The sequence below is a fragment of the Pelagibius sp. genome, from assembly GCF_965249265.1.
In the GTDB taxonomy this organism is placed as follows: domain Bacteria; phylum Pseudomonadota; class Alphaproteobacteria; order Kiloniellales; family Kiloniellaceae; genus Pelagibius.
Genome location: NZ_OZ252224.1, coordinates 5,088,108 through 5,106,084, shown reverse-complemented (window position 1 = coordinate 5,106,084; position 17,977 = coordinate 5,088,108). Strand labels below are relative to the sequence as shown.

The following is a 17,977-nucleotide window of genomic DNA, read 5'->3' as shown; positions in this document are numbered from 1 at the left end:
CGGATCCGGGTGGAAGATCGCCGTCAGTCCGCCTTCGCCTCATAGGCTGCCAGGGCGGCGGCGGTGACCAGATCGTTCACCGTGGCGCCGAGCTGGACCACCTGGGCCGGTTTGGCGAGGCCGATCAGGATCGGCCCGATGACCGAGCCGCCGCCGGCCTGCTGGATCAGCTTGGCGGTGATGTTGGCCGAATGCAGGCCCGGCATGACCAGCACGTTGGCGGGGCCGGAGAGCCGCGAGACCGGGTAGTGCTCCTGCATCACCTCATAGTCCAGCGCCACGTTGGCCTGCATCTCGCCGTCGTATTCGAAGCCCGGTTCGCGCAGGTCGAGCTCCTGCACCGCATCGCGGATGCGCTGTGCCGCCGGATGCCAGGGATTGCCGAAGTTGGAATAGGACAGCAGGGCGACCCGCGGCTCGTGGCCCATGGAGCGGGCCTCCTCGGCGGCCTGCACGGCGATGTCGGCAAGCTGTTGGGCATTGGGCAGTTCCTGCACCGAGGTATCGGCGATGAAGATCGAGCGCCCGCGCAGCACCATGATCGACATGCCGAAGACGCGTTGACCGCGCTTCGGGTCGATGGCCCGGCGGATGTCGTCGTAGGCGACGCCGAAGCTGCGGGTCAGGCCGGTGACCATGGCGTCGGCTTCTCCGCAGGCCACCATGCAGGCGGCGAAGACGTTGCGGTTCTGGTTGGCCATGCGCTGACAGTCGCGGCGCAGGGAACCGAGGCGACCGAGACGCTGGTAGAGATAGTCGACGTAGCGCGCATTGTTCTTCGACAGGCGGGCGTTGTGGATTTCCAGGTTGGCGCCTTCCAGTCCGATCGACTTCATCGTCGCCTTTACGTGTTCCTCCCGGCCGACCAGCACCGGCGTGCCGTAGCCGGCCTGCTGAAAGGCGAGCGCGGCGCGGATGCTGCGCTCTTCCTCGCCCTCGGCGAAGACCACGCGCCTGGGGTTCTGGCGCACCTGATCGAAGATGCGCTGCAGGCTGGAGGCTGTGGGGTCGAGCCTTGCGGAAAGCTGCTGCTCGTAGGCCAGCGTGTCGTCCAGCGGCCGCCGCGCCACGCCGCTGTCCATCGCCGCCTTGGCCACCGCTTTGGGGACGGCGACGATAAGACGGGGATCGAAGGGTGCCGGAATGATGTAGTTCGGGCCGTAACGCATGGCCTTGCTGTCGTAGGCCTGGGCGACCTCGTCGGGCACGTCCTCGCGGGCCAGTTCGGCCAGCGCCTGGGCGGCGGCGATCTTCATTTCCATGTTGATGGTCGAGGCGCGCACGTCGAGGGCGCCGCGGAAGATATAGGGAAAGCCGAGGACATTGTTGATCTGGTTCGGGTAGTCCGAGCGCCCTGTGGCGACGATGGCGTCATCGCGCAGCTCGGCGACCTCTTCGGGGGTGATCTCCGGGTCCGGGTTGGCCATGGCGAAGATGATCGGCTTGTCGGCCATGGAGCGGACCATGTCCGCCGTGAAGGCGCCCTTCACCGAGAGGCCCATGCAGACGTCCGCACCTTCGAAGGCTTCTTCCAGGCTGCGTGCCTTGGTGTCCGCCGCATGCGCCGACTTCCATTGGTTCATGCCCTGCTCGCGGCCCTTATAGATCACGCCCTTGGTGTCGCAGAGCAGCACCGAGTCATGCGGCACGCCCATCGCCTTGATCAGTTCGGCGCAGGCGATGCCCGCGGCGCCGGCGCCGTTGATCACCACCTTTACATCGGCCATCTGCCGTCCGGTGAGGGCCAGCGCGTTGATGAAGCCGGCGGCGGTGATAATGGCGGTGCCGTGCTGGTCGTCGTGGAACACCGGAATGTCCATCAGTTCCTTCAGCCGGGCTTCGATGATGAAGCACTCCGGCGCCTTGATGTCCTCCAGGTTCACGCCGCCCCAGGACTTGCCGAGGAAGCGCACGCAGTTGACGAACTCGTCGACGTCGCGGGTGTCGACCTCCAGGTCGATGCCGTCGACATCGGCGAAGCGTTTGAAGAGCACCGCCTTGCCTTCCATCACCGGCTTGGCCGCCTGGGCGCCGAGATCGCCGAGGCCGAGCACCGCCGTCCCGTTGGAGACGATGGCGACGATGTTGCCCTTGGCGGTGTAGTCGTAGGCCTTGGCCTCGTCTTCGTTGATCCTGAGGCAGGGCACCGCGACACCCGGCGAATAGGCCAGCGAGAGGTCGCGCTGGGTGGTCAGCGGCTTGGTGGCCTGGATCTCGAATTTGCCGGGACGGCCGGAGGCATGAAGCTCAAGCGCTTCTTCCTCGGTGATGCGGGTCCTGTCCATTACGTCCTCCCTTGGAGCCTAATCTGCAGCCTTACCCGAGACGCCCGCATTCCCCTGGAGGCTGGCCTTTAGACCAGCGAACCTTCGGCGCAATTGGCTCAGGACGATACTTCTTGGGCCTTGTTTTTCCAGAAATCTTAGTGAGACGCGGTGCGAGCGTCAAAGGTCGCTTCCGCGCCGCTTTGCCGGGCGCCCCGGCCCCCGTCAGCTTCGCGCATGGCGATGCACATCGGCCGCGCCGGCGCCGGAGAGGATGGTCTCCGCCCTGGCCGCTGCGGCCGCATCTTCGACCCGGACCCAGAGCAGAATGGCCCCGGCTTCGAGCGCCCGGGCGAAGGCTTCCGTATGAGGGGTGGCGCGCAGCTTGTCGAGCACGTCCACCACGGCGGCGGTGCCGATGCCGGCGGCCATGGCCGTGGCAATGGCCGCGCCGACCGGCCCGGTGGCGATGGCGATCAGGCCGGCGGCGGTCAGCGGCCCCACGTAGTTGATCTCGCCGACCAGACCGCCAAGGGTTTCCTGCCAGGCCTCGCCGGGCGAACCGCTGGCGCTGAGCGATTCATGGGTGTCGAGAACCGAGAGGTCGTCCCGCGCGAAACCGGCGGCCAGCAGCGCATCCACTGCGGCGGTGAAACCCTCGCGCCCGGCAAAGCGCCCGACCACTTCGACCGACCGTCCCTCGGAAAAAACGTCGCTGTCATCCTGCTGCGTCAAAAACCGGTCTCCTCAAAGAACCTTTCGATTCCCACCCATGCCCTATTGTGACCTGCCCCCTTTGGATTTGCCAGAGCATGCTCGCCAAAGCACAGACGCCAAACGTATAGTCCCCAGTCGCATAGGACAGGCGCCGCTTGCCTAGAACCCCCGCTTGCCTAGAATCGCTGTGCCTGGGATAACTTTCTGCCGAGCCGGAACCCCCCTGGCCCAGAGCCAAGAGTCGATGACCGCTAAAGCAGCTCCCCTTTCCCCGCAGGACGCGCCTGCCCGCACCGCTACGGCCGGGACCGCAAAAAGCGGCGTGACGCCGATGATGGCGCAGTATCTGGAGATCAAGGAAGCGCATCCCGGCGTGCTTCTGTTCTATCGCATGGGGGATTTCTACGAGCTGTTCTTCGAGGACGCGGAAAAAGCCTCGGCGGCCCTCGACATCGCCCTCACCAAACGCGGCCAGCACCAGGGCGCCGACATCCCCATGTGCGGGGTGCCGGTCCATTCCGCTGACGGTTACCTCTCCCGCCTGATCCGCGGTGGCTTCAAGGTGGCGGTCTGCGAACAGATGGAAGACCCCGCCGCCGCCAAGAAGCGCGGCAGCAAATCGGTGGTGCGGCGCGATGTGGTGCGGGTCGTGACCCCGGGCACCATCACCGAAGACGCGCTTTTGGATGCCCGTGCCAACAATTATCTCGCCGCCCTGGCCCAGGCCGGTGGCGGCCTGGGCATTGCCTGGCTCGACATTTCCACCGGCCTGTTCCAGGCCCAGGCGCTGGAGCCCGCCAACCTGACCACCATCCTGGCGCGCCTCGACCCCGGCGAGGTGATCCTGCCGGAGACCTTGCTGGCGCGGCCCGAATTCGCCGCCGCCCTGAGCGATCTGGGCGACCGCCTCAGCCCCCTGCCCGCCGTGCGCTTCGACAGCGGCAACGCCGCAAAGCGGCTGGAAGAGACCTTCGCGGTGAAGGCGCTGGACGCCTTCGGTTCCTTCAGCCGGGCCGAACTGGCTGCCGCCGGCGCGCTTCTCGACTATGTCGCCCTGACCCAGAAAGGCCGCATGCCGCGACTGCTGGCGCCGCGCCGCCTGGGCGGCGGCACGGTGATGGAAATCGACGCCGCGACCCGTCGCAATCTGGAACTGACCGAGGCGCTCAGCGGCGGGCGCGACGGCACTCTGCTGGCGACCATCGACCGAACCGTCACCGGCGCGGGGGCCCGCCTGCTGGCTGCCCGCCTCTCGGCACCGCTGACCGAGGCGGCGGCGATTGGCGCGCGCCACGACCAGATCGGCTGGCTGATCGCCGAGACCGATCTGCGCGATGCCCTGCGCCGCAACCTGCGGCGCTGTCCGGATATCGAAAGGGCGCTGTCGCGCCTCAGCCTCGGCCGTGGCGGTCCGCGCGACCTGGGGGCGATCCGCGCGGCGCTGGCGGTGGCCGGCGGGCTGCACGATCTGATCGCCGCCGCCTTGGGCTCTGCCGGGCTGAGCGCCGCCGCTTTCCCGGATGAGGCTTTACGGAGTCTCGGCGGCCACCGTGATCTGGTCGGCCATCTGGAGGCCGCCCTGGCGGCCGAACCGCCGATGCTGGCACGCGACGGCGGTGCCATCGCGGCAGGTTTCGATCCGGCGCTGGACGAGTTGCGGGCGCTGCGCGACGACAGCCGCAAGCTGATCGCCGGGCTGCAGACACGCTATGCCGGCGAAAGCGGCGTCAGCGGCCTGAAGATCAAGCACAACAATGTCCTCGGCTACTTCATCGAGGTGACGCCGACCCATGCCGGCAAGATCAGGACCGAGGGCGAAGGGCCGTTCATTCACCGCCAGACCCTGGCCTCGGCGGTGCGCTTCACCACGGTCGAACTCTCGGAGCTGGAACAGAAAATCGCCAGCGCCGCCGAGCGCGCCCTCTCGCTGGAACTGGAGATCTTCCAGAAGCTGGTAACCCGGGTGCTGGAACAGGCGGCTGGGATTGGCCGGGCGGCGCAGGCGCTGGCGGCGCTGGACGTGACGGCGGCGCTGGCCGAACTGGCGGTCAGCCAGCGCTGGTGCCGTCCGCAGATCGACGACAGCACGGCCTTTGAGATTACCGGCGGCCGCCATCCGGTGGTCGAAGCGGCGCTGTCCCAGGCCCAGGAAAGCGGTTTCGTCGCCAACGACTGCAAGTTGGAGGAAGCGGGGCGCATCTGGCTGATCACCGGCCCCAACATGGCCGGTAAGAGTACTTTCCTGCGCCAGAACGCGCTGATCGCCGTGCTCGCCCAGATGGGCAGCTATGTGCCGGCGGCGGCGGCGCGGATCGGCCTGGTGGACCGGCTGTTCAGCCGCGTCGGCGCGGCAGACGACCTAGCCCGGGGCCGCTCCACCTTTATGGTGGAAATGGTCGAGACGGCGGCGATCCTCAATCAGGCGGGGCCGCGTTCCCTCGTCATCCTGGACGAGATCGGCCGCGGCACGGCGACCTTCGACGGGCTTTCCATCGCCTGGGCCTGCATCGAGCATCTGGACCAGGTGAACCGCTGCCGCGCCCTCTTCGCCACCCACTATCACGAACTGACGGCGCTTGCCGCCAAGCTCGACGCCCTCTCCTGCCATGCCATGCGGGTGAAGGAATGGCAGGGCGAGGTGGTCTTCCTGCACGAGGTCGTGGCCGGTGCCGCCGACCGCTCCTACGGCATTCATGTCGCCAAGCTGGCCGGGTTGCCCAAGGCGGCCATTGCCCGCGCCGAGGCGGTGCTGGCCAGCCTGGAACAGGGCGAGCAGGCCGGGGCGCTGTCGCGCCTCGCCGACGACTTGCCGCTCTTTGCCGCCACCCTGGCCCAGGCCGAAGCTGCGGCGCCGGAGAGCAGCGCCGTGGAGGAGGCCCTGGCCGAGACCGACGCCGATGCCCTCAGCCCCCGAGAAGCGCTGGATCTGGTCTATCGCCTGAAAGGCTTGCTGGACTCTGAAAAAACGGGCTGATTGCCGTAAGGTCGAGAACCGGTGGCAGAGATGCTTCGAGACGACCGCTGCGCGGTCTCCTCAGCATGAGGGTTCGGGGGTGTCTTCACGGGGAACCTCATCCTGAGGAAGCCCCGCTAGAGCAGATCCGGGTTTGATGGAATCGCCCGAGCAAACCAATTGGGAGCGATCCATCCAACCCGGTGAATCTGCTCTAACTGTTTGATGCCGATCGGATTCACATGTTTTGGCGAAACCACGCAGTGGTTCCGTCAAAACATGATCCGATCTAGTGGGTGTCTCGAAGGATGGCCCAGGATTTGGATGCGGGAACCGTCAAGGCGGCGGTGCTGCCAGGGTGAGCAGCCCCTCGCCGCCTTCGGCGTCGCGGTAGCGCACCTCGATGCGGGAGTCGCGAAAGCCGCTGTCATAGGCTTCCGGGTCAGCCAGGGGAATGACCGCGGTCAGGTAGCGGCTGCGCCGTTCGTCGCGGCGGCTGCTGAAGATGTAGCCGAGGGAGATGAAGGGCTTCACGCCGCTGGAGGAGCCGCCGGTGGCCCCGACGCTGACCCCGGGGCCCGAGGCGCCGCCGTCGCCGACCTCGCGGGTGACGATCTGGCGGTCGCGGGCCTTGGTTTCCTTGCCTTCCGGATCGATCAGCACCACATCGGTGATCTCCCGGGCCGGCGGCAGGTCGTCGACCCGGATCTGGATCTGGCGGGCTTCGGCCGCTGCCGAGGCACGCATCACCGGCGGGTCGCTGGGGCCGGCGCAGGCGCCGAGAATGGTCAGCAGGCAAACAGTGCTTAGGACCGCACAAAGGATTCGTGGCATACTGTCCGGCTCCTGTATTGGGCTACTGTTCCCAGACTGCACCGTGCGACGGGGCGCTCTGGCAAGGACGAAACCAAGGGTAACATGGCTGCAAGCCTGGACATAACCGCGCCCGAAGCGGCCGAAGCCGAGCCGGAAGAGTACCGCCGCGTCGGGGATCGCCGGGCGATTTTCAACCGGCGGCGCCTGCTTGGCCTGCTGGAGGAAACGGTCGCGCGTCACGGCCCCGGCCCGGCCCAGCGGGCGGCGGTGCTGGACCTGCTGAAGACGGCCCTGGCGGATGGCCTGGCCGAGGTCCGGCGGCGCTTCGATGCCGGGGCTTCCGGCACCGCGACGGTGCGCGCCCAGTCCTTCCTCGTCGATCAGCTGGTACGGGTGGTCTACGACCATGTCGGCCAGCGGCTCTACCCCCTCGCCAATCCCTCGACCGGGGAGCGGCTCTGCATGGTTGCCGTCGGCGGCTACGGGCGCGGTGATCTGGCGCCGCAGTCCGACATCGACCTGCTGTTCCTGCACCCCTACAAGTCGACCCCGCGCAGCGAGCAGGTGGTCGAGGAGGTGCTTTATTTCCTCTGGGACCTCGGCTTCAAGGTCGGCCATGCGACCCGCTCGGTGAACGACTGCATCCGCCTCGCCAAGAGCGACGTCACCATCTGCACCTCGCTTCTGGAGGCGCGCTGGCTGTGGGGCGACCAGGACCTGTTCCGCGAACTGCGTAAGCGCTTTGCCCGTGAGGTTCAGGCCGGCGGCGGGGCGAAGTTCATCGAGGCCAAGCTGACCGAGCGGTCCAATCGCCACAAGCGCTTCGGCGGATCGCGCTACTCGCTGGAGCCCAACATCAAAGAGGGCAAGGGCGGCCTGCGCGATCTCCACACGCTGTTCTGGATCGCCAAGTACCTCTACAACGTCGACGACATCGCCAAGCTGGTTGACCGCAAGGTCTTCACCGCGGCGGAGGTGCGGCGCTTCGAAAAGGCGCAGAACTTTCTCTGGACCCTGCGCTGCCTCATGCACTACCGCGCCGGGCGGGCCGACGAGCGGCTGACCTTCGACATGCAAAAGGATCTGGCGCCGCTGATGGGCTTCACCGCCCATGCCGGGCTGATGGATGTCGAGCGTTTCATGAAACGCTACTTCCTGGTCGCCAAGGAGGTCGGCGATCTGACCCGCATCTTCTGCGCGGCCATCGAGGCCGAACATGACCGGCGCTCGCGCTTTCGCCTGCCGAGCCTGCGCCGCCGCCGCAAGATCGAGGGCTTCGGGCTGGAGCGCGACCGCCTCACCGTCGGCTCCGGCGAGGTCTTCGCGGAGAACCCGGTGGAGATGCTGCGCATCTTCCGCGTCGCGCAGAAACACGAACTGGATATTCATCCCCAGGCGTTGCGCTGGATCACCCAGAACCTGAAACGGGTGAACAAGACGCTGCACGGCAATGCGGAGGCCAACGAGCTTTTCATGCAGATGCTGACCTCCGGCCACGATCCGGAAGTCACCCTGCGGCGTCTCAACGAGGCCGGTGTCTTCGGCCGTTTCCTGCCGGACTTCGGCCGCGTCGTCGCGCAGATGCAATACAACATGTACCACCACTATACGGTGGATGAGCACACCATCTTCGCCATCGGCATCCTGCACGCCATCGAACAGGGCAGCCTCGCCACCGAAGCGCCGATCGCCAGCGAAGTGGTGCACAAGGTTCTGTCGCGGCGGGTTCTTTATATGGCGGTGCTGCTGCACGACATCGCCAAGGGGCGTCCGGGCGACCATTCGATCCTCGGCGCCGAGGTGGCCGAGAAGGTCTGCCCGCGCTTCGGCTTCACCGCGGCTGAGACCGAGACCGTGGCCTGGCTGGTGCTGCATCACCTGGCGATGAGCGACACTGCTTTTAAGCGCGATATCGACGACCCCAAGACGCTGCAGGACTTTGCCGACCTCGTGCAGTCGCCCGAACGTCTGCGTCTGCTCCTCGTGCTCACCGTCGCCGACATCCGCGCCGTCGGTCCCGGAGTCTGGAATGCCTGGAAGGCGGCCCTGCTGCGCGATCTCTATTGGCGCACCGAGGCTCTGCTTTCCGGCGGGCTTGCCGCGCAGAGCCGCGACGCAAGGGTGAAGCAGGCCAAGGAAGCCTTGAAGGAGAAACTGCAGGAGGCCGGCTGGACCGCCAAGGACATCACTGCCCACCTGCGCCGCGGCTATCCGGCCTATTGGAGCGGCCTGGACGCCGAAGCCCATCTGCGCCATGCCCGCCTGGTGCGCGAAGCCGAGGCCAACGCCGCCCCGCTGACCATCGATACCCGGGTCGACCGCTACCGCGAGGCCACCGAGGTCACGGTCTACGCCGCCGATCACCCCGGCCTGTTCAACCGCATCGCCGGGGCCATGGCGGTGGCCGGCGCCTCGATCACCGCGGCGCGCATCTTCACCCTCAGGAACGGCATGGCGCTCGACTCCTTCTACGTCGAAGACGCCGCCGGCGGGCCCTTCGATCAGCCCGGCAAGCTGGCGCGGCTTTCGGCGGCGATCGAAAGCTGCCTGGCGGGACGCCTGCGGCCCCTGCAGGAACTGGAAGCGCAGCAGTCGCCGATCCCCAGCCGCCTGCGGGTCTTCAAGGTCTCCCCGCAGGTCCTGATCGACAACAAGGCGAGCCGTAACCACACGGTGGTTGAGGTCAACGGCCGGGACCGCCCGGGCCTGCTCTATCAGGTGACCCAGGCGCTGACCAAACTGAACCTCATCATCAAGGCGGCGCGCATCGCCACCTTCGGCGAACGCGCGGTCGACGTCTTCTATGTGCAGGACGCGCTGGGCGGCAAGATCGACAACAAGATCCGCCTGCGCAACATCGAGCGCAAGCTGATCGCGGCGCTGGAGGAGGGCGACTGCACCGCCGCCAGGAAGCCGGCGAAGACGGCTTCCAAAGCCCCGGCTAAAGCTACAGCCAAAACCCCTGGGAAAACCTCCGGCAAGGCGGCCAAGGCGACGCCGAAACGGGTGCCTAAAGCGGCCGCCAAGGCCGCCCCCAAGGCCGCCAGGGCCGGCGCCAAATCCGCCCGCGGCGCGCGCTGACTGGCACTGAAGAATCGACAGAGCGGCGGTGACATGCTTCGAGACGGCGTTTCACGCCTCCTCAGCATGAGGCAATATCAGTGAACCTGAGCCAAACCTCATCCTGAGGAAGCCCCGCAAGGGGCTGTCTCGAAGGATAGCCAAGGCTCCTTCGTTGTTCTTCGGCAGGCTATCCCAGCTTTTCCGCCTGGCGTCGAATCGGGCCGCGTGTGCCAGCCTTATGTGCATAACGCCTTCCTAAATCAGCCACATTTCTTTAGTTAGTCAGGAGCATGTCTCTCGTTCGCTCCATCGCAACCGTCGGCGGCTATACCGGCATCAGCCGGGTGCTCGGCTTCGTCCGCGATATCCTGATCGCCAACGTGGTCGGCGCCAGCCCGGTGGCCGATGCCTTCTTCGCCGCCTTTCGCCTGCCCAACCTGTTTCGCCGGCTGTTCGCCGAGGGGGCCTTCAATGCCGCCTTCGTGCCGCTTTTCGCCCGGCGCCTGGAGCAGGAGGGCGAGGCGGCGGCGAAGCGCTTTGCCGAAGAGGCGCTCTCGGTCCTGATCACCGGCCTGCTGGTGATCTCCGCCGCGGCCATGGCCGGGATGCCCTGGTTCATCTACGTGATCGGCTCGGGCTTTTCCCAGGACCCGGAAAAGCTCGCCCTGGCGGTGGAGCTGTCGCGCATCACCTTTCCCTACCTGCTGTTCATGGCGGTGGTGGCGCTGATCAGCGGGGTGCTGAACTCGCTCTACCGCTTTGCCGCGGCGGCGGCGGCGCCGATCCTCCTGAATATCCTTTTCATCCTGGCTCTGACCCTGGTGCTGCCCTTCACCGGGGCGCCGGGCTATCTGATGGCCTGGACGGTCTGCCTTGCCGGCGCGGCGCAGATGATCTTCCTCGCCGTGGCGGCGGCCCGGGCCGGTATGAAACTGAGACTGCCGCGCCCGCGCTTCACGCCGGGGGTGCGCCGCCTGCTGGTGCTTCTGGTGCCCGGCGTGCTCTCCGCCGGCGCCCTGCAGATCAACATCTTCGTCGGTTCCTCCATCGCCAGCTGGCAGGAGGGGGCGTTTTCCTACCTCTACTACGCCGACCGGGTGTATCAGCTGCCCCTCGGGTTGATCGGCATCGCCATCGGCATCGTCCTGCTGCCCGACATGGCGCGCAAGCTGCGCAGCGGCGCCGAGGAAGCGGCGATGCACAGCCTCAACCGCGGCCTGGAATTCGCCCTGCTGCTGACCCTGCCCGCCACCCTGGCGCTGCTGGTCATCCCCGGGGCCATCGTCGGCGGGCTGTTTCAGCACGGCGCCTTCGGCCAGGCCGATGCGGCGGCCACCGCGGCGGCGCTGGCCGCTTTCGCCGGCGGCCTGCCGGCCTATGTGCTGGTGAAGATCCTGCAGCCGGCCTTTTATGCCCGCGAAGACACGGTGACGCCGTTCCGTTTCTCGGTCGTTTCGGTGATCGCCAATATCGTCCTCAGCCTCGTGCTGTTCCTCACCCTGGATCACGTCGGCATCGCCCTGGCGACGGCCCTGGCCGCCTGGCTGAACACCCTGCTGCTGATCTGGTCGCTGCGCCGTCACGGCTTCTGGGCCCTGGACCAGCGTTTCCGCCATCGCCTGCCCCGTATCCTGGGGGCCTCGGCGGTGATGGGGCTGGTGCTCTGGGGCCTGCAGACGGCCCTGGCCGGCTGGCTCGGCGATACCTTCTTCGATCGCATCGCCGCACTGGTGGTCCTGGTCGCCGCCGGGCTGGCGGCCTATGCGCTGGCGGCCTTCGTTTCGGGCGCGGTCTCGCGCAGCGAGCTGCTGGCCGCCATCCGGCGGCGGCCGGGCGCGGAAGGCGGCTCCGACGGAACTTGACCCGCTGGGTTGGGCCAGCGATAACCCCGCCTCACCCCTTCTTCCCCTCGGCTCAGCAGCTCTCCGATGAAACGCATCTTCTCCGGCGTCCAGCCCTCCGGCAATCTCCACCTCGGCAACTACCTCGGCGCGATCCGCCGCTTTGTCGATCTGCAGACCGACAACGACTGCATCTACTGCGTCGTCGATCTTCATGCCATCACGGTCTGGCAGGACCCCGCCGAACTGCGCCAGCGCACGCGGGAGGTGACCGCCGGCTACCTGGCGGCGGGGATCGATCCGAAAAAGTCGATCATCTTCAACCAGTCCCAGGTGGCTGCCCATGCCGAGCTGGCCTGGGTGTTCAACTGCGTCACCCGCCTCGGCTGGCTGAACCGCATGACCCAGTTCAAGGATAAGGCGGGCAAGAACCGCGAGAAGGCCTCCTCCGGTCTCTATGTCTATCCCAACCTGATGGCCGCCGACATTCTGGTCTACAAGGGCACGCATGTGCCGGTGGGAGAGGATCAGAAGCAGCATCTGGAACTGACCCGCGACATCGCGCAGAAGTTCAACAACGACTTCGGCGTCGACTGCTTTCCCATCGTCGAGCCGCTGATCCAGGGCTCGGCGACCCGGGTGATGTCGCTGCGCGACGGCGCCAGGAAGATGAGCTCCTCGGACGCCTCGGACGCGGCCCGCATCAACATGACCGACGATGCCGATGCGGTGGCCAAGAAAATCCGCCGCGCCACCAGCGATTCAGAGCTCTTGCCCGATCCTTCAGTGGTCGGCGGCGATGACCAGTTCACCGCGGAATTCCGCGAGGCGCGGCCGGAAGCGGCCAACCTGCTGACCATCCATGCGGCCCTCAGCGGCCGCTCGGTCGCCGAGACCGTCGCCGCCTTCGAAGGCAAGGGTTTTGCCGACTTCAAGAAGGAAATGACCGATGTTGCGGTTGCCCGGCTGGGGCCGATGGGCAGCGAGATGAAGCGCATGGTCGAGGACCCCGGGCATGTGGATTCGGTGCTGCGCGACGGGGCCGAGCGGGCGCGGGCCCTGGCCGATCCCATTCTTGCGGAAGTCTACGATATCGTAGGCTTTCTGCGCCCTTAGACCCGATTTCGATAATTCTCCCTCCAAAAGAGGGAAAAACGAGGTGATTGCGCGGCCAAGCCCGGTAGTGGCAGGATTCTGCGCGAGAAGGTCTTTCGCTGGATAGAGACCACGAGGAAACCCGCATGGCAGAAGCCCCAGAGAAGACAACCCCAGAGACGAGCGCGAGTGCAGAAAGTCCTCGTGTTTTTCTGGTCGTCGTCGATGAAACCGAGGAGATGCGCGTCGCCCTGCGCTTCGCCGCCTTGAGGGCGCGCAGCTCCGGCGGCAAGGTCGCCATGCTCTATGTGGTGGAACCTTCGGAGTTCCAGCACTGGATGTCGGTCGGCGATATCATGCGCGAGGAGGCCCGCACCGAGGCCGAGCAGGTCCTGCAGCGTCTTGCCGCGGAAGTCAGCAACCTCTGCGGTTCCCTGCCGATCCTCTACGTCCGCGAGGGCGACCGGCGGGACCAATTGCTGGAGCTGCTGGACGAAGAGCCCAACATCTCTATCCTCGTGCTTGGCGCTGCCACCAACAAGCGCGGGCCGGGGCCTCTGGTTTCGGCCATGACCGGCAAGTTCCTGGGGCGCTTGCATATCCCGGTAACCGTCGTGCCTGACTCCATGACGGTCGAGGAAATCGACGCGGTCACCTGACAACAGGACAGGATTCACAAGCACTTGGCCTGCCTGGCTAATCATGATTAAATTGGTAGGAATTGGCGTTTGCGCTTGAAGGCCCGGCGCTTGCGGACCACATTGTTGACAGACTGGGGAGCAGGCCTCCCACAAGCCTTTACCCTGGCCCGGTCAGCGGACCGCAAGATGGGGCGGGCGAGAGATCAAGGAGCGATGTCCGATGTTCATTCAAACAGAGCAAACGCCGAACCCGGCGACCCTGAAGTTCCTGCCCGGGCGCAGCGTGCTCGAAAGCGGCACCGCGAATTTCCCGGACGCAGCTTCCGCCGGCCGCTCGCCGCTGGCTGAGAGCCTGTTCGGCGTCGACGGCATTGTCGGCGTGTTCTTTGGAACCGACTTCGTGTCCGTGACCAAGGACGACGATCGCGAGTGGTATCTGCTGAAGCCGGCCATCCTCGGCGTCATCATGGAGCATTTTACCGCCGGGCGTCCGGTCTTGAACCTTGATGCGGGCGCGGGCGATGAAGGCCACAGCGGCGATGCCGAGGACGACGAGGTTGTCGGCCAGATCAAGGAACTGCTCGACACCCGTGTGCGTCCGGCTGTTGCCCAGGACGGCGGCGACATCGTCTTCCGCGGTTTCGACAAGGGTGTCGTTTATCTGCACATGCAGGGTGCCTGCGCCGGTTGCCCGAGTTCGACCGCGACCCTGAAGATGGGCATCGAAAACATGCTGCGGCACTACATCCCCGAGGTCGTCGAGGTGCGCCCCGTCGTCTAGCGCGGAACGGCGCCAGGCGGCAGCGTCCGGTCGTTTCGTTCGGGCAACCATTTTCATTCTTGTGCCGCGTCCTGTTGACGCAAAAAAGCCTCACGCACGTTCACGCCGTGGCGCTTTGCCGATAACGAATTCTTTGTGAAGCTCGACTACTGTCCCCTCTGTTAGGCGGTCTCGCAGGTTATGGGGAGGCATTGAATCAATGGCGGCAGCTATGCCGGTTCTGGTCGTCGATCTGATGCGCAGGTGGCATCCCCGGATTCAACACTTTCTGGACCGCACGAACCGCAACCTTGCCGGCCGCGTTGCGGTGCTTTCCTTCGCTTTCGGGTTTTGCCTCCTGCTGGCGCTCTGGCAGGGCGGCCAGCCCTCGCCGACGTCGGGTTGGCGGGAACTGGGTCTGCTGGCGGAGGGGCCGTCATTGCAACGCGTGACTCCGCGCGACTCCGCCGAGCTCGCGAAGCTTTTCGACGCGCAGGGCTATACCCTGGAAAGGCTGCAGGAGGGGGCGGCAGTACCGCGTCTGGCGGTCGCCCGCCTGCCGCGGGATATCGACAGCTTGAGCGATGTCGATGCGCGCAAGGCTTTGTTCCTGCGCAGTCTGCTGCCGCTGATCCTGAAAGGAAACACGGAGATCGCCCGCATTCGCAAGAGAGTGGTCGATCTCTTGAACGCCCGCGTTGTCGGAAGCCTCGAAGCCGGCGATGCGATTTGGCTGCATCGGGTGGCGGACTTTTATGGTGCGGAGCCGTCGGACGACGCGGATATTCTCAGCCGCATCGATCTGGTGCCGGCCAGTCTCGCCCTGGCCCAGGCGGCTCAGGAAAGCGGCTGGGGCCGTTCGCGTTTCGCCCGCAACGCCAACGCGCTCTTCGGCCAGCGTGTCTGGGGCGACAAGGGCCCCGGCCTGGCGCCGCGGGATGCAGAGCGGGATGATTTTCGCGTACGGGCCTTTCCCGATCTGATGTCGGCGGTGCGCACCTATCTCCACAACCTGAACAGTCATCGCGCCTATCAGGATCTGCGCGATCGCCGCGCCCAGGCGCGCGCTCTCGGGGGCACCGCCAATGCCCTGCATCTGGCCGGCAGCCTGACCAGCTATTCCGAGGAAGGCGAGGTCTACGTGAAGGCCCTGCGGTCGCTGATCAACGGCAACGACCTTCTGGCCCTCGACGGGCTCAGGTTCGAGCATCTCCCCAAGGACAGCTGATCGAAGAAGAATTGGGTTTGCGGCGGCGGCTTTCGACCGGGCGGTCTTTGCCTCTGCGTTTCTCTGCCTACTGTACCGCCTGATCGGTCACCACGAACTGGGTGCCGAACCAGCGCCAGCGGCCGTCTTCGGTGCGCAGGGTGCAGTTGATCCGCGCCCGTCCGGCCGGCAGGGGCCCCGCAAGCCGCAGTTCGATCCTGTTGTCGAAACGCGTCAGCGCCGGTTCCCCGTCGCGGGCGAAACAGTTGAGGTTGCTGAGGTCCTCGATGTCGCCGGCTACGGTGAAGCCGAAGCTCGGCGGGTTCTGCGCCACCGAGCGCAGGAAGGGGTCCGCGGGGGTGATCTCGCGCACCGGCAGCGGCAGTGTGTTGGCGACCAGACGGAAGCGGTCCATGTCGCCATAGGCTTCGTTGATCGGAAAGCGCGGCAGCGCCAGGCGGTCGGTCATGCCGCCGATGGCGCCGGAGTGCTGTCCGAAGGCAGCGGTGAAGCCCTGTTCGCTTACCGTCGCCCGAAGTTCGGCCGAGATCTCGCCATAGGGATAGGCGAAGATCTCCGGCGCGGCGCCAAGCTCGGCGAAGAGGCGCAGAGAGGCCTTTTCGATGTTGCGGCGTTGTGCGTCGGCGTCCAGCATTGTCATGTGGTTGTGGCGGTGGCCGTGATTGCCGACGCTGACTCCGCCGGCGGCGACCATCTCGCGCAGCTGATCCCAGGACAGGTAGCCGGGCAGCTTGCGGTCCAGGGGTTCGCTGGAGACGAAAACCGTGAACGGCAGGTTGCGCGCGCGCAGCCGCGGCCAGGCTTCCCTATAGACCGAGAGGGCGCCGTCATCGACGGTGATGGCCACCGCGCGGTCGGGCAGCGGCCGGCCCTCCTCCAGGGCGGCGACGATCTCCGGCAGCGGCAGAACCCGATAGCCGCCGCTAGCCAGCTCGTCGAGATGGGCTTCGAACTGGGCGAGGCGCACGTTGGTCGATGGCAGGCTGTCTTCCCCGAAGCGATGGTACATCAGCACCACCGCGCCACCGCTGCTGACCGCCTGGGCGGTTGCCGGGCGCGGCGTGGCTTCCTGCGCGGCGGCCCCGCCGGCCGGCATCAGCAGTGGAATGCCAAGGATGGCACCCAGAGCCAGCGGCAGAATCCGCCTCTGCGTCCAAGCGCGCAGCGAAGCGGTGCTTTTCCCGGCGAACCTCGTCGCAACCATGTCAGCGTCCTCCGTCGATCCCTCTTTGCTCTGAAGCATCGGGCCAAGCATCGGACTTGCCGATACCACGCCTAGAGGCCAAGGTATGGCCGCCGGCTTCGAGCAGGAGCGGCTTCGCGTGGGGGCAACCACAAGTTTAAGTAGCCCCGGCTACGGGCGAGGGTGGCTGCTGGAGCTTAAGAAAGGGATAAGCCGTGAGTGAAATCTTGAGCGATGCGGGCCTGGACCAGATTTTCCGCAATGCAAGGACCCATTCGGCCTGGCAGGCGGCGGAGGTCAGCGATGTTCTGCTGGAGGCCGTCTATGACCTGGCGAAGATGGGGCCGACCAGCGCCAACTGCAGCCCGATGCGGGTTTTATTCCTGCGCAGCAAAGAGGCCAAGGAGCGTCTGCGCCCGGCGCTCGACGCCGGCAATGTCGACAATACCATGGCGGCGCCGGCCACCGCGGTGATCGCCTATGACATGGAATTTTATGAGAGTCTGCCGAAGTTGTATCCCCATGCCGACGCGCGCAGCTGGTTCGCCGGAAAGCCCGCCGCCATCGAGCAGACGGCGGTGCGCAACGGCAGCCTGCAGGGGGCTTATCTCATTATCGCCGCGCGGGCGCTGGGGCTCGACTGCGGACCCATGTCCGGTTTCGACCGTGCCAAGGTGGATGAAGAATTCTTCGCCGGAACGGCCTGGCGCTCGAATTTCCTCTGCAACCTCGGCCACGGCGACCCGGAGAAACTGCATCCCCGTTCGCCGCGCCTGGAGTTCGATGAGGCTTGCAAGCTGCTTTAGAGGTTGCCCCCGCTCAGGTGTGTTCGCCCATCAGCGCCCGCGGCGCGGCGGTGTCGCTCAGCAGGGGATAGCGCCGCGGATCGAAGAGCTGATAGTGCCACCACTCGTAGCGGTTCCAGTCCCAGCCCGCCGCCGTCATGACGCCCAGCAGGATGGCGCGGTTGCGCTGCGCTTCGACGGAGACATCGCTGCGGCCGTGGTGGGCGGCCGGGCGGAAGTCGTCGAAGCCCGTGCCCATGTCCAGCTCGACGCCGCTGGCGGCATCGATCAGCGTCAGGTCGACCGCGACGCCGCGGGTGTGGTTGGAGCCAAGTCTCGGATCGGCGACGAACTCCGGGTCGGGAAAGGCCTCCCAGAGACACCACTGGGCCTCGACCGGCCGGAAGGCATCGAAAACCCTGAAACGCAGGCCCAGGGGGGCCGCCAGAGCGATGGCGCGCTGCAGGGCCTCGGCCGCCTGCGGATGCAGTTGGGCTTCGGCTTGCCGGTAGATCGGTTTGCCGGTCACGTTGTCGGCGGTGGCGTAGGCCAGCGCGATGTCGATGTCGAATTCGGGCGTGGCGATGGGAATCAAGGGCATGGTGGAGGCGCAGCTTTTGTGGACTGGGGC

At 66.3% G+C, this 17,977-nt stretch carries 13 protein-coding genes; 8 read left to right on the top strand and 5 right to left on the bottom strand.

The features are described 5' to 3' along the window. Positions 1 to 23 precede the first annotated feature (23 nt). Positions 24 to 2,285: an NADP-dependent malic enzyme gene (locus tag ACP146_RS23715; RefSeq protein WP_422369230.1), complete on the bottom strand. Its 2,262-nt coding sequence runs from the start codon at positions 2,283 to 2,285 to the stop codon at positions 24 to 26. Positions 2,286 to 2,489: 204 nt separating this feature from the next. After that, positions 2,490 to 2,999: a hypothetical protein gene (locus tag ACP146_RS23710; RefSeq protein WP_422369229.1), complete on the bottom strand. Its 510-nt coding sequence runs from the start codon at positions 2,997 to 2,999 to the stop codon at positions 2,490 to 2,492. A 226-nt stretch (positions 3,000 to 3,225) separates the two neighbouring features. On the opposite strand from ACP146_RS23710, the gene mutS reads away from it, so the two are divergent. Then, positions 3,226 to 5,955, top strand: a complete 2,730-nt coding sequence (mutS, locus tag ACP146_RS23705) for a DNA mismatch repair protein MutS (protein WP_422369228.1) — start codon at positions 3,226 to 3,228, stop codon at positions 5,953 to 5,955. 315 nt (positions 5,956 to 6,270) lie between these two features. Here the strand turns inward: mutS and ACP146_RS23700 are convergent, their stop codons facing one another. After that, entirely contained in the window at positions 6,271 to 6,768 is a 498-nt protein-coding gene (locus ACP146_RS23700; RefSeq protein WP_422369227.1) for a hypothetical protein, read from the bottom strand. An 84-nt stretch (positions 6,769 to 6,852) separates the two neighbouring features. On the opposite strand from ACP146_RS23700, the gene ACP146_RS23695 reads away from it, so the two are divergent. The 6 genes from ACP146_RS23695 (at position 6,853) to ACP146_RS23670 (ending at position 15,378) form a co-directional block, all read left to right on the top strand. Then, positions 6,853 to 9,831, top strand: coding sequence for a [protein-PII] uridylyltransferase (locus ACP146_RS23695; RefSeq protein ID WP_422369226.1), 2,979 nt, complete (start codon positions 6,853 to 6,855; stop codon positions 9,829 to 9,831). Between the two features lie 272 nt (positions 9,832 to 10,103). Further along, the gene (murJ, locus tag ACP146_RS23690) at positions 10,104 to 11,675 is read left to right on the top strand and encodes a murein biosynthesis integral membrane protein MurJ (RefSeq protein WP_422369225.1); all 1,572 of its coding nucleotides are present in this window, start codon (positions 10,104 to 10,106) and stop codon (positions 11,673 to 11,675) included. Between the two features lie 66 nt (positions 11,676 to 11,741). Next, positions 11,742 to 12,770 carry a tryptophan--tRNA ligase gene (trpS, locus tag ACP146_RS23685; RefSeq protein ID WP_422369224.1) on the top strand — a complete coding sequence of 343 codons (1,029 nt, stop codon included), beginning with the start codon at positions 11,742 to 11,744 and terminating at the stop codon, positions 12,768 to 12,770. A 125-nt stretch (positions 12,771 to 12,895) separates the two neighbouring features. Beyond that, complete coding sequence (locus tag ACP146_RS23680; protein WP_422369223.1) at positions 12,896 to 13,408, top strand: universal stress protein; 513 nt, start codon at positions 12,896 to 12,898, stop codon at positions 13,406 to 13,408. Positions 13,409 to 13,610: 202 nt separating this feature from the next. Then, complete coding sequence (locus ACP146_RS23675) at positions 13,611 to 14,171, top strand: NifU family protein (protein WP_422369222.1); 561 nt, start codon at positions 13,611 to 13,613, stop codon at positions 14,169 to 14,171. Between the two features lie 199 nt (positions 14,172 to 14,370). Then, positions 14,371 to 15,378 (top strand): glucosaminidase domain-containing protein, encoded by a 1,008-nt coding sequence (locus tag ACP146_RS23670; protein ID WP_422369221.1) that lies wholly within the window; start codon positions 14,371 to 14,373, stop codon positions 15,376 to 15,378. Between the two features lie 67 nt (positions 15,379 to 15,445). On the opposite strand, the gene ACP146_RS23665 is transcribed toward ACP146_RS23670, so the two are convergent. Next, the gene (locus ACP146_RS23665; RefSeq protein WP_422369220.1) at positions 15,446 to 16,582 is read right to left on the bottom strand and encodes a polysaccharide deacetylase family protein; all 1,137 of its coding nucleotides are present in this window, start codon (positions 16,580 to 16,582) and stop codon (positions 15,446 to 15,448) included. Between the two features lie 194 nt (positions 16,583 to 16,776). Between ACP146_RS23665 and ACP146_RS23660 the strand changes: the two genes are divergently transcribed. After that, positions 16,777 to 17,367, top strand: a complete 591-nt coding sequence (locus tag ACP146_RS23660) for a malonic semialdehyde reductase (RefSeq protein WP_422369219.1) — start codon at positions 16,777 to 16,779, stop codon at positions 17,365 to 17,367. 13 nt (positions 17,368 to 17,380) lie between these two features. Here the strand turns inward: ACP146_RS23660 and ddpX are convergent, their stop codons facing one another. Continuing rightward, on the bottom strand, positions 17,381 to 17,947 hold the full coding sequence (gene ddpX / locus ACP146_RS23655) for a D-alanyl-D-alanine dipeptidase (protein WP_422369218.1): 567 nt from the start codon (positions 17,945 to 17,947) through the stop codon (positions 17,381 to 17,383). Positions 17,948 to 17,977 lie beyond the last annotated feature (30 nt).

Bases quoted from the DNA above. Each gene is read 5' to 3' on its own strand.
- ddpX (WP_422369218.1), bottom strand. From the start codon at position 17,947: ATGCCCTTGATTCCCATCGCCACGCCCGAATTCGACATCGACATCGCG.
- ACP146_RS23665 (WP_422369220.1), bottom strand. From the start codon at position 16,582: ATGGTTGCGACGAGGTTCGCCGGGAAAAGCACCGCTTCGCTGCGCGCT.
- ACP146_RS23695 (WP_422369226.1), top strand. From the start codon at position 6,853: ATGGCTGCAAGCCTGGACATAACCGCGCCCGAAGCGGCCGAAGCCGAG.
- murJ (WP_422369225.1), top strand. From the start codon at position 10,104: ATGTCTCTCGTTCGCTCCATCGCAACCGTCGGCGGCTATACCGGCATC.
- ACP146_RS23700 (WP_422369227.1), bottom strand. From the start codon at position 6,768: ATGCCACGAATCCTTTGTGCGGTCCTAAGCACTGTTTGCCTGCTGACC.
- trpS (WP_422369224.1), top strand. From the start codon at position 11,742: ATGAAACGCATCTTCTCCGGCGTCCAGCCCTCCGGCAATCTCCACCTC.
- ACP146_RS23680 (WP_422369223.1), top strand. From the start codon at position 12,896: ATGGCAGAAGCCCCAGAGAAGACAACCCCAGAGACGAGCGCGAGTGCA.
- ACP146_RS23670 (WP_422369221.1), top strand. From the start codon at position 14,371: ATGGCGGCAGCTATGCCGGTTCTGGTCGTCGATCTGATGCGCAGGTGG.
- mutS (WP_422369228.1), top strand. From the start codon at position 3,226: ATGACCGCTAAAGCAGCTCCCCTTTCCCCGCAGGACGCGCCTGCCCGC.
- ACP146_RS23675 (WP_422369222.1), top strand. From the start codon at position 13,611: ATGTTCATTCAAACAGAGCAAACGCCGAACCCGGCGACCCTGAAGTTC.
- ACP146_RS23715 (WP_422369230.1), bottom strand. From the start codon at position 2,285: ATGGACAGGACCCGCATCACCGAGGAAGAAGCGCTTGAGCTTCATGCC.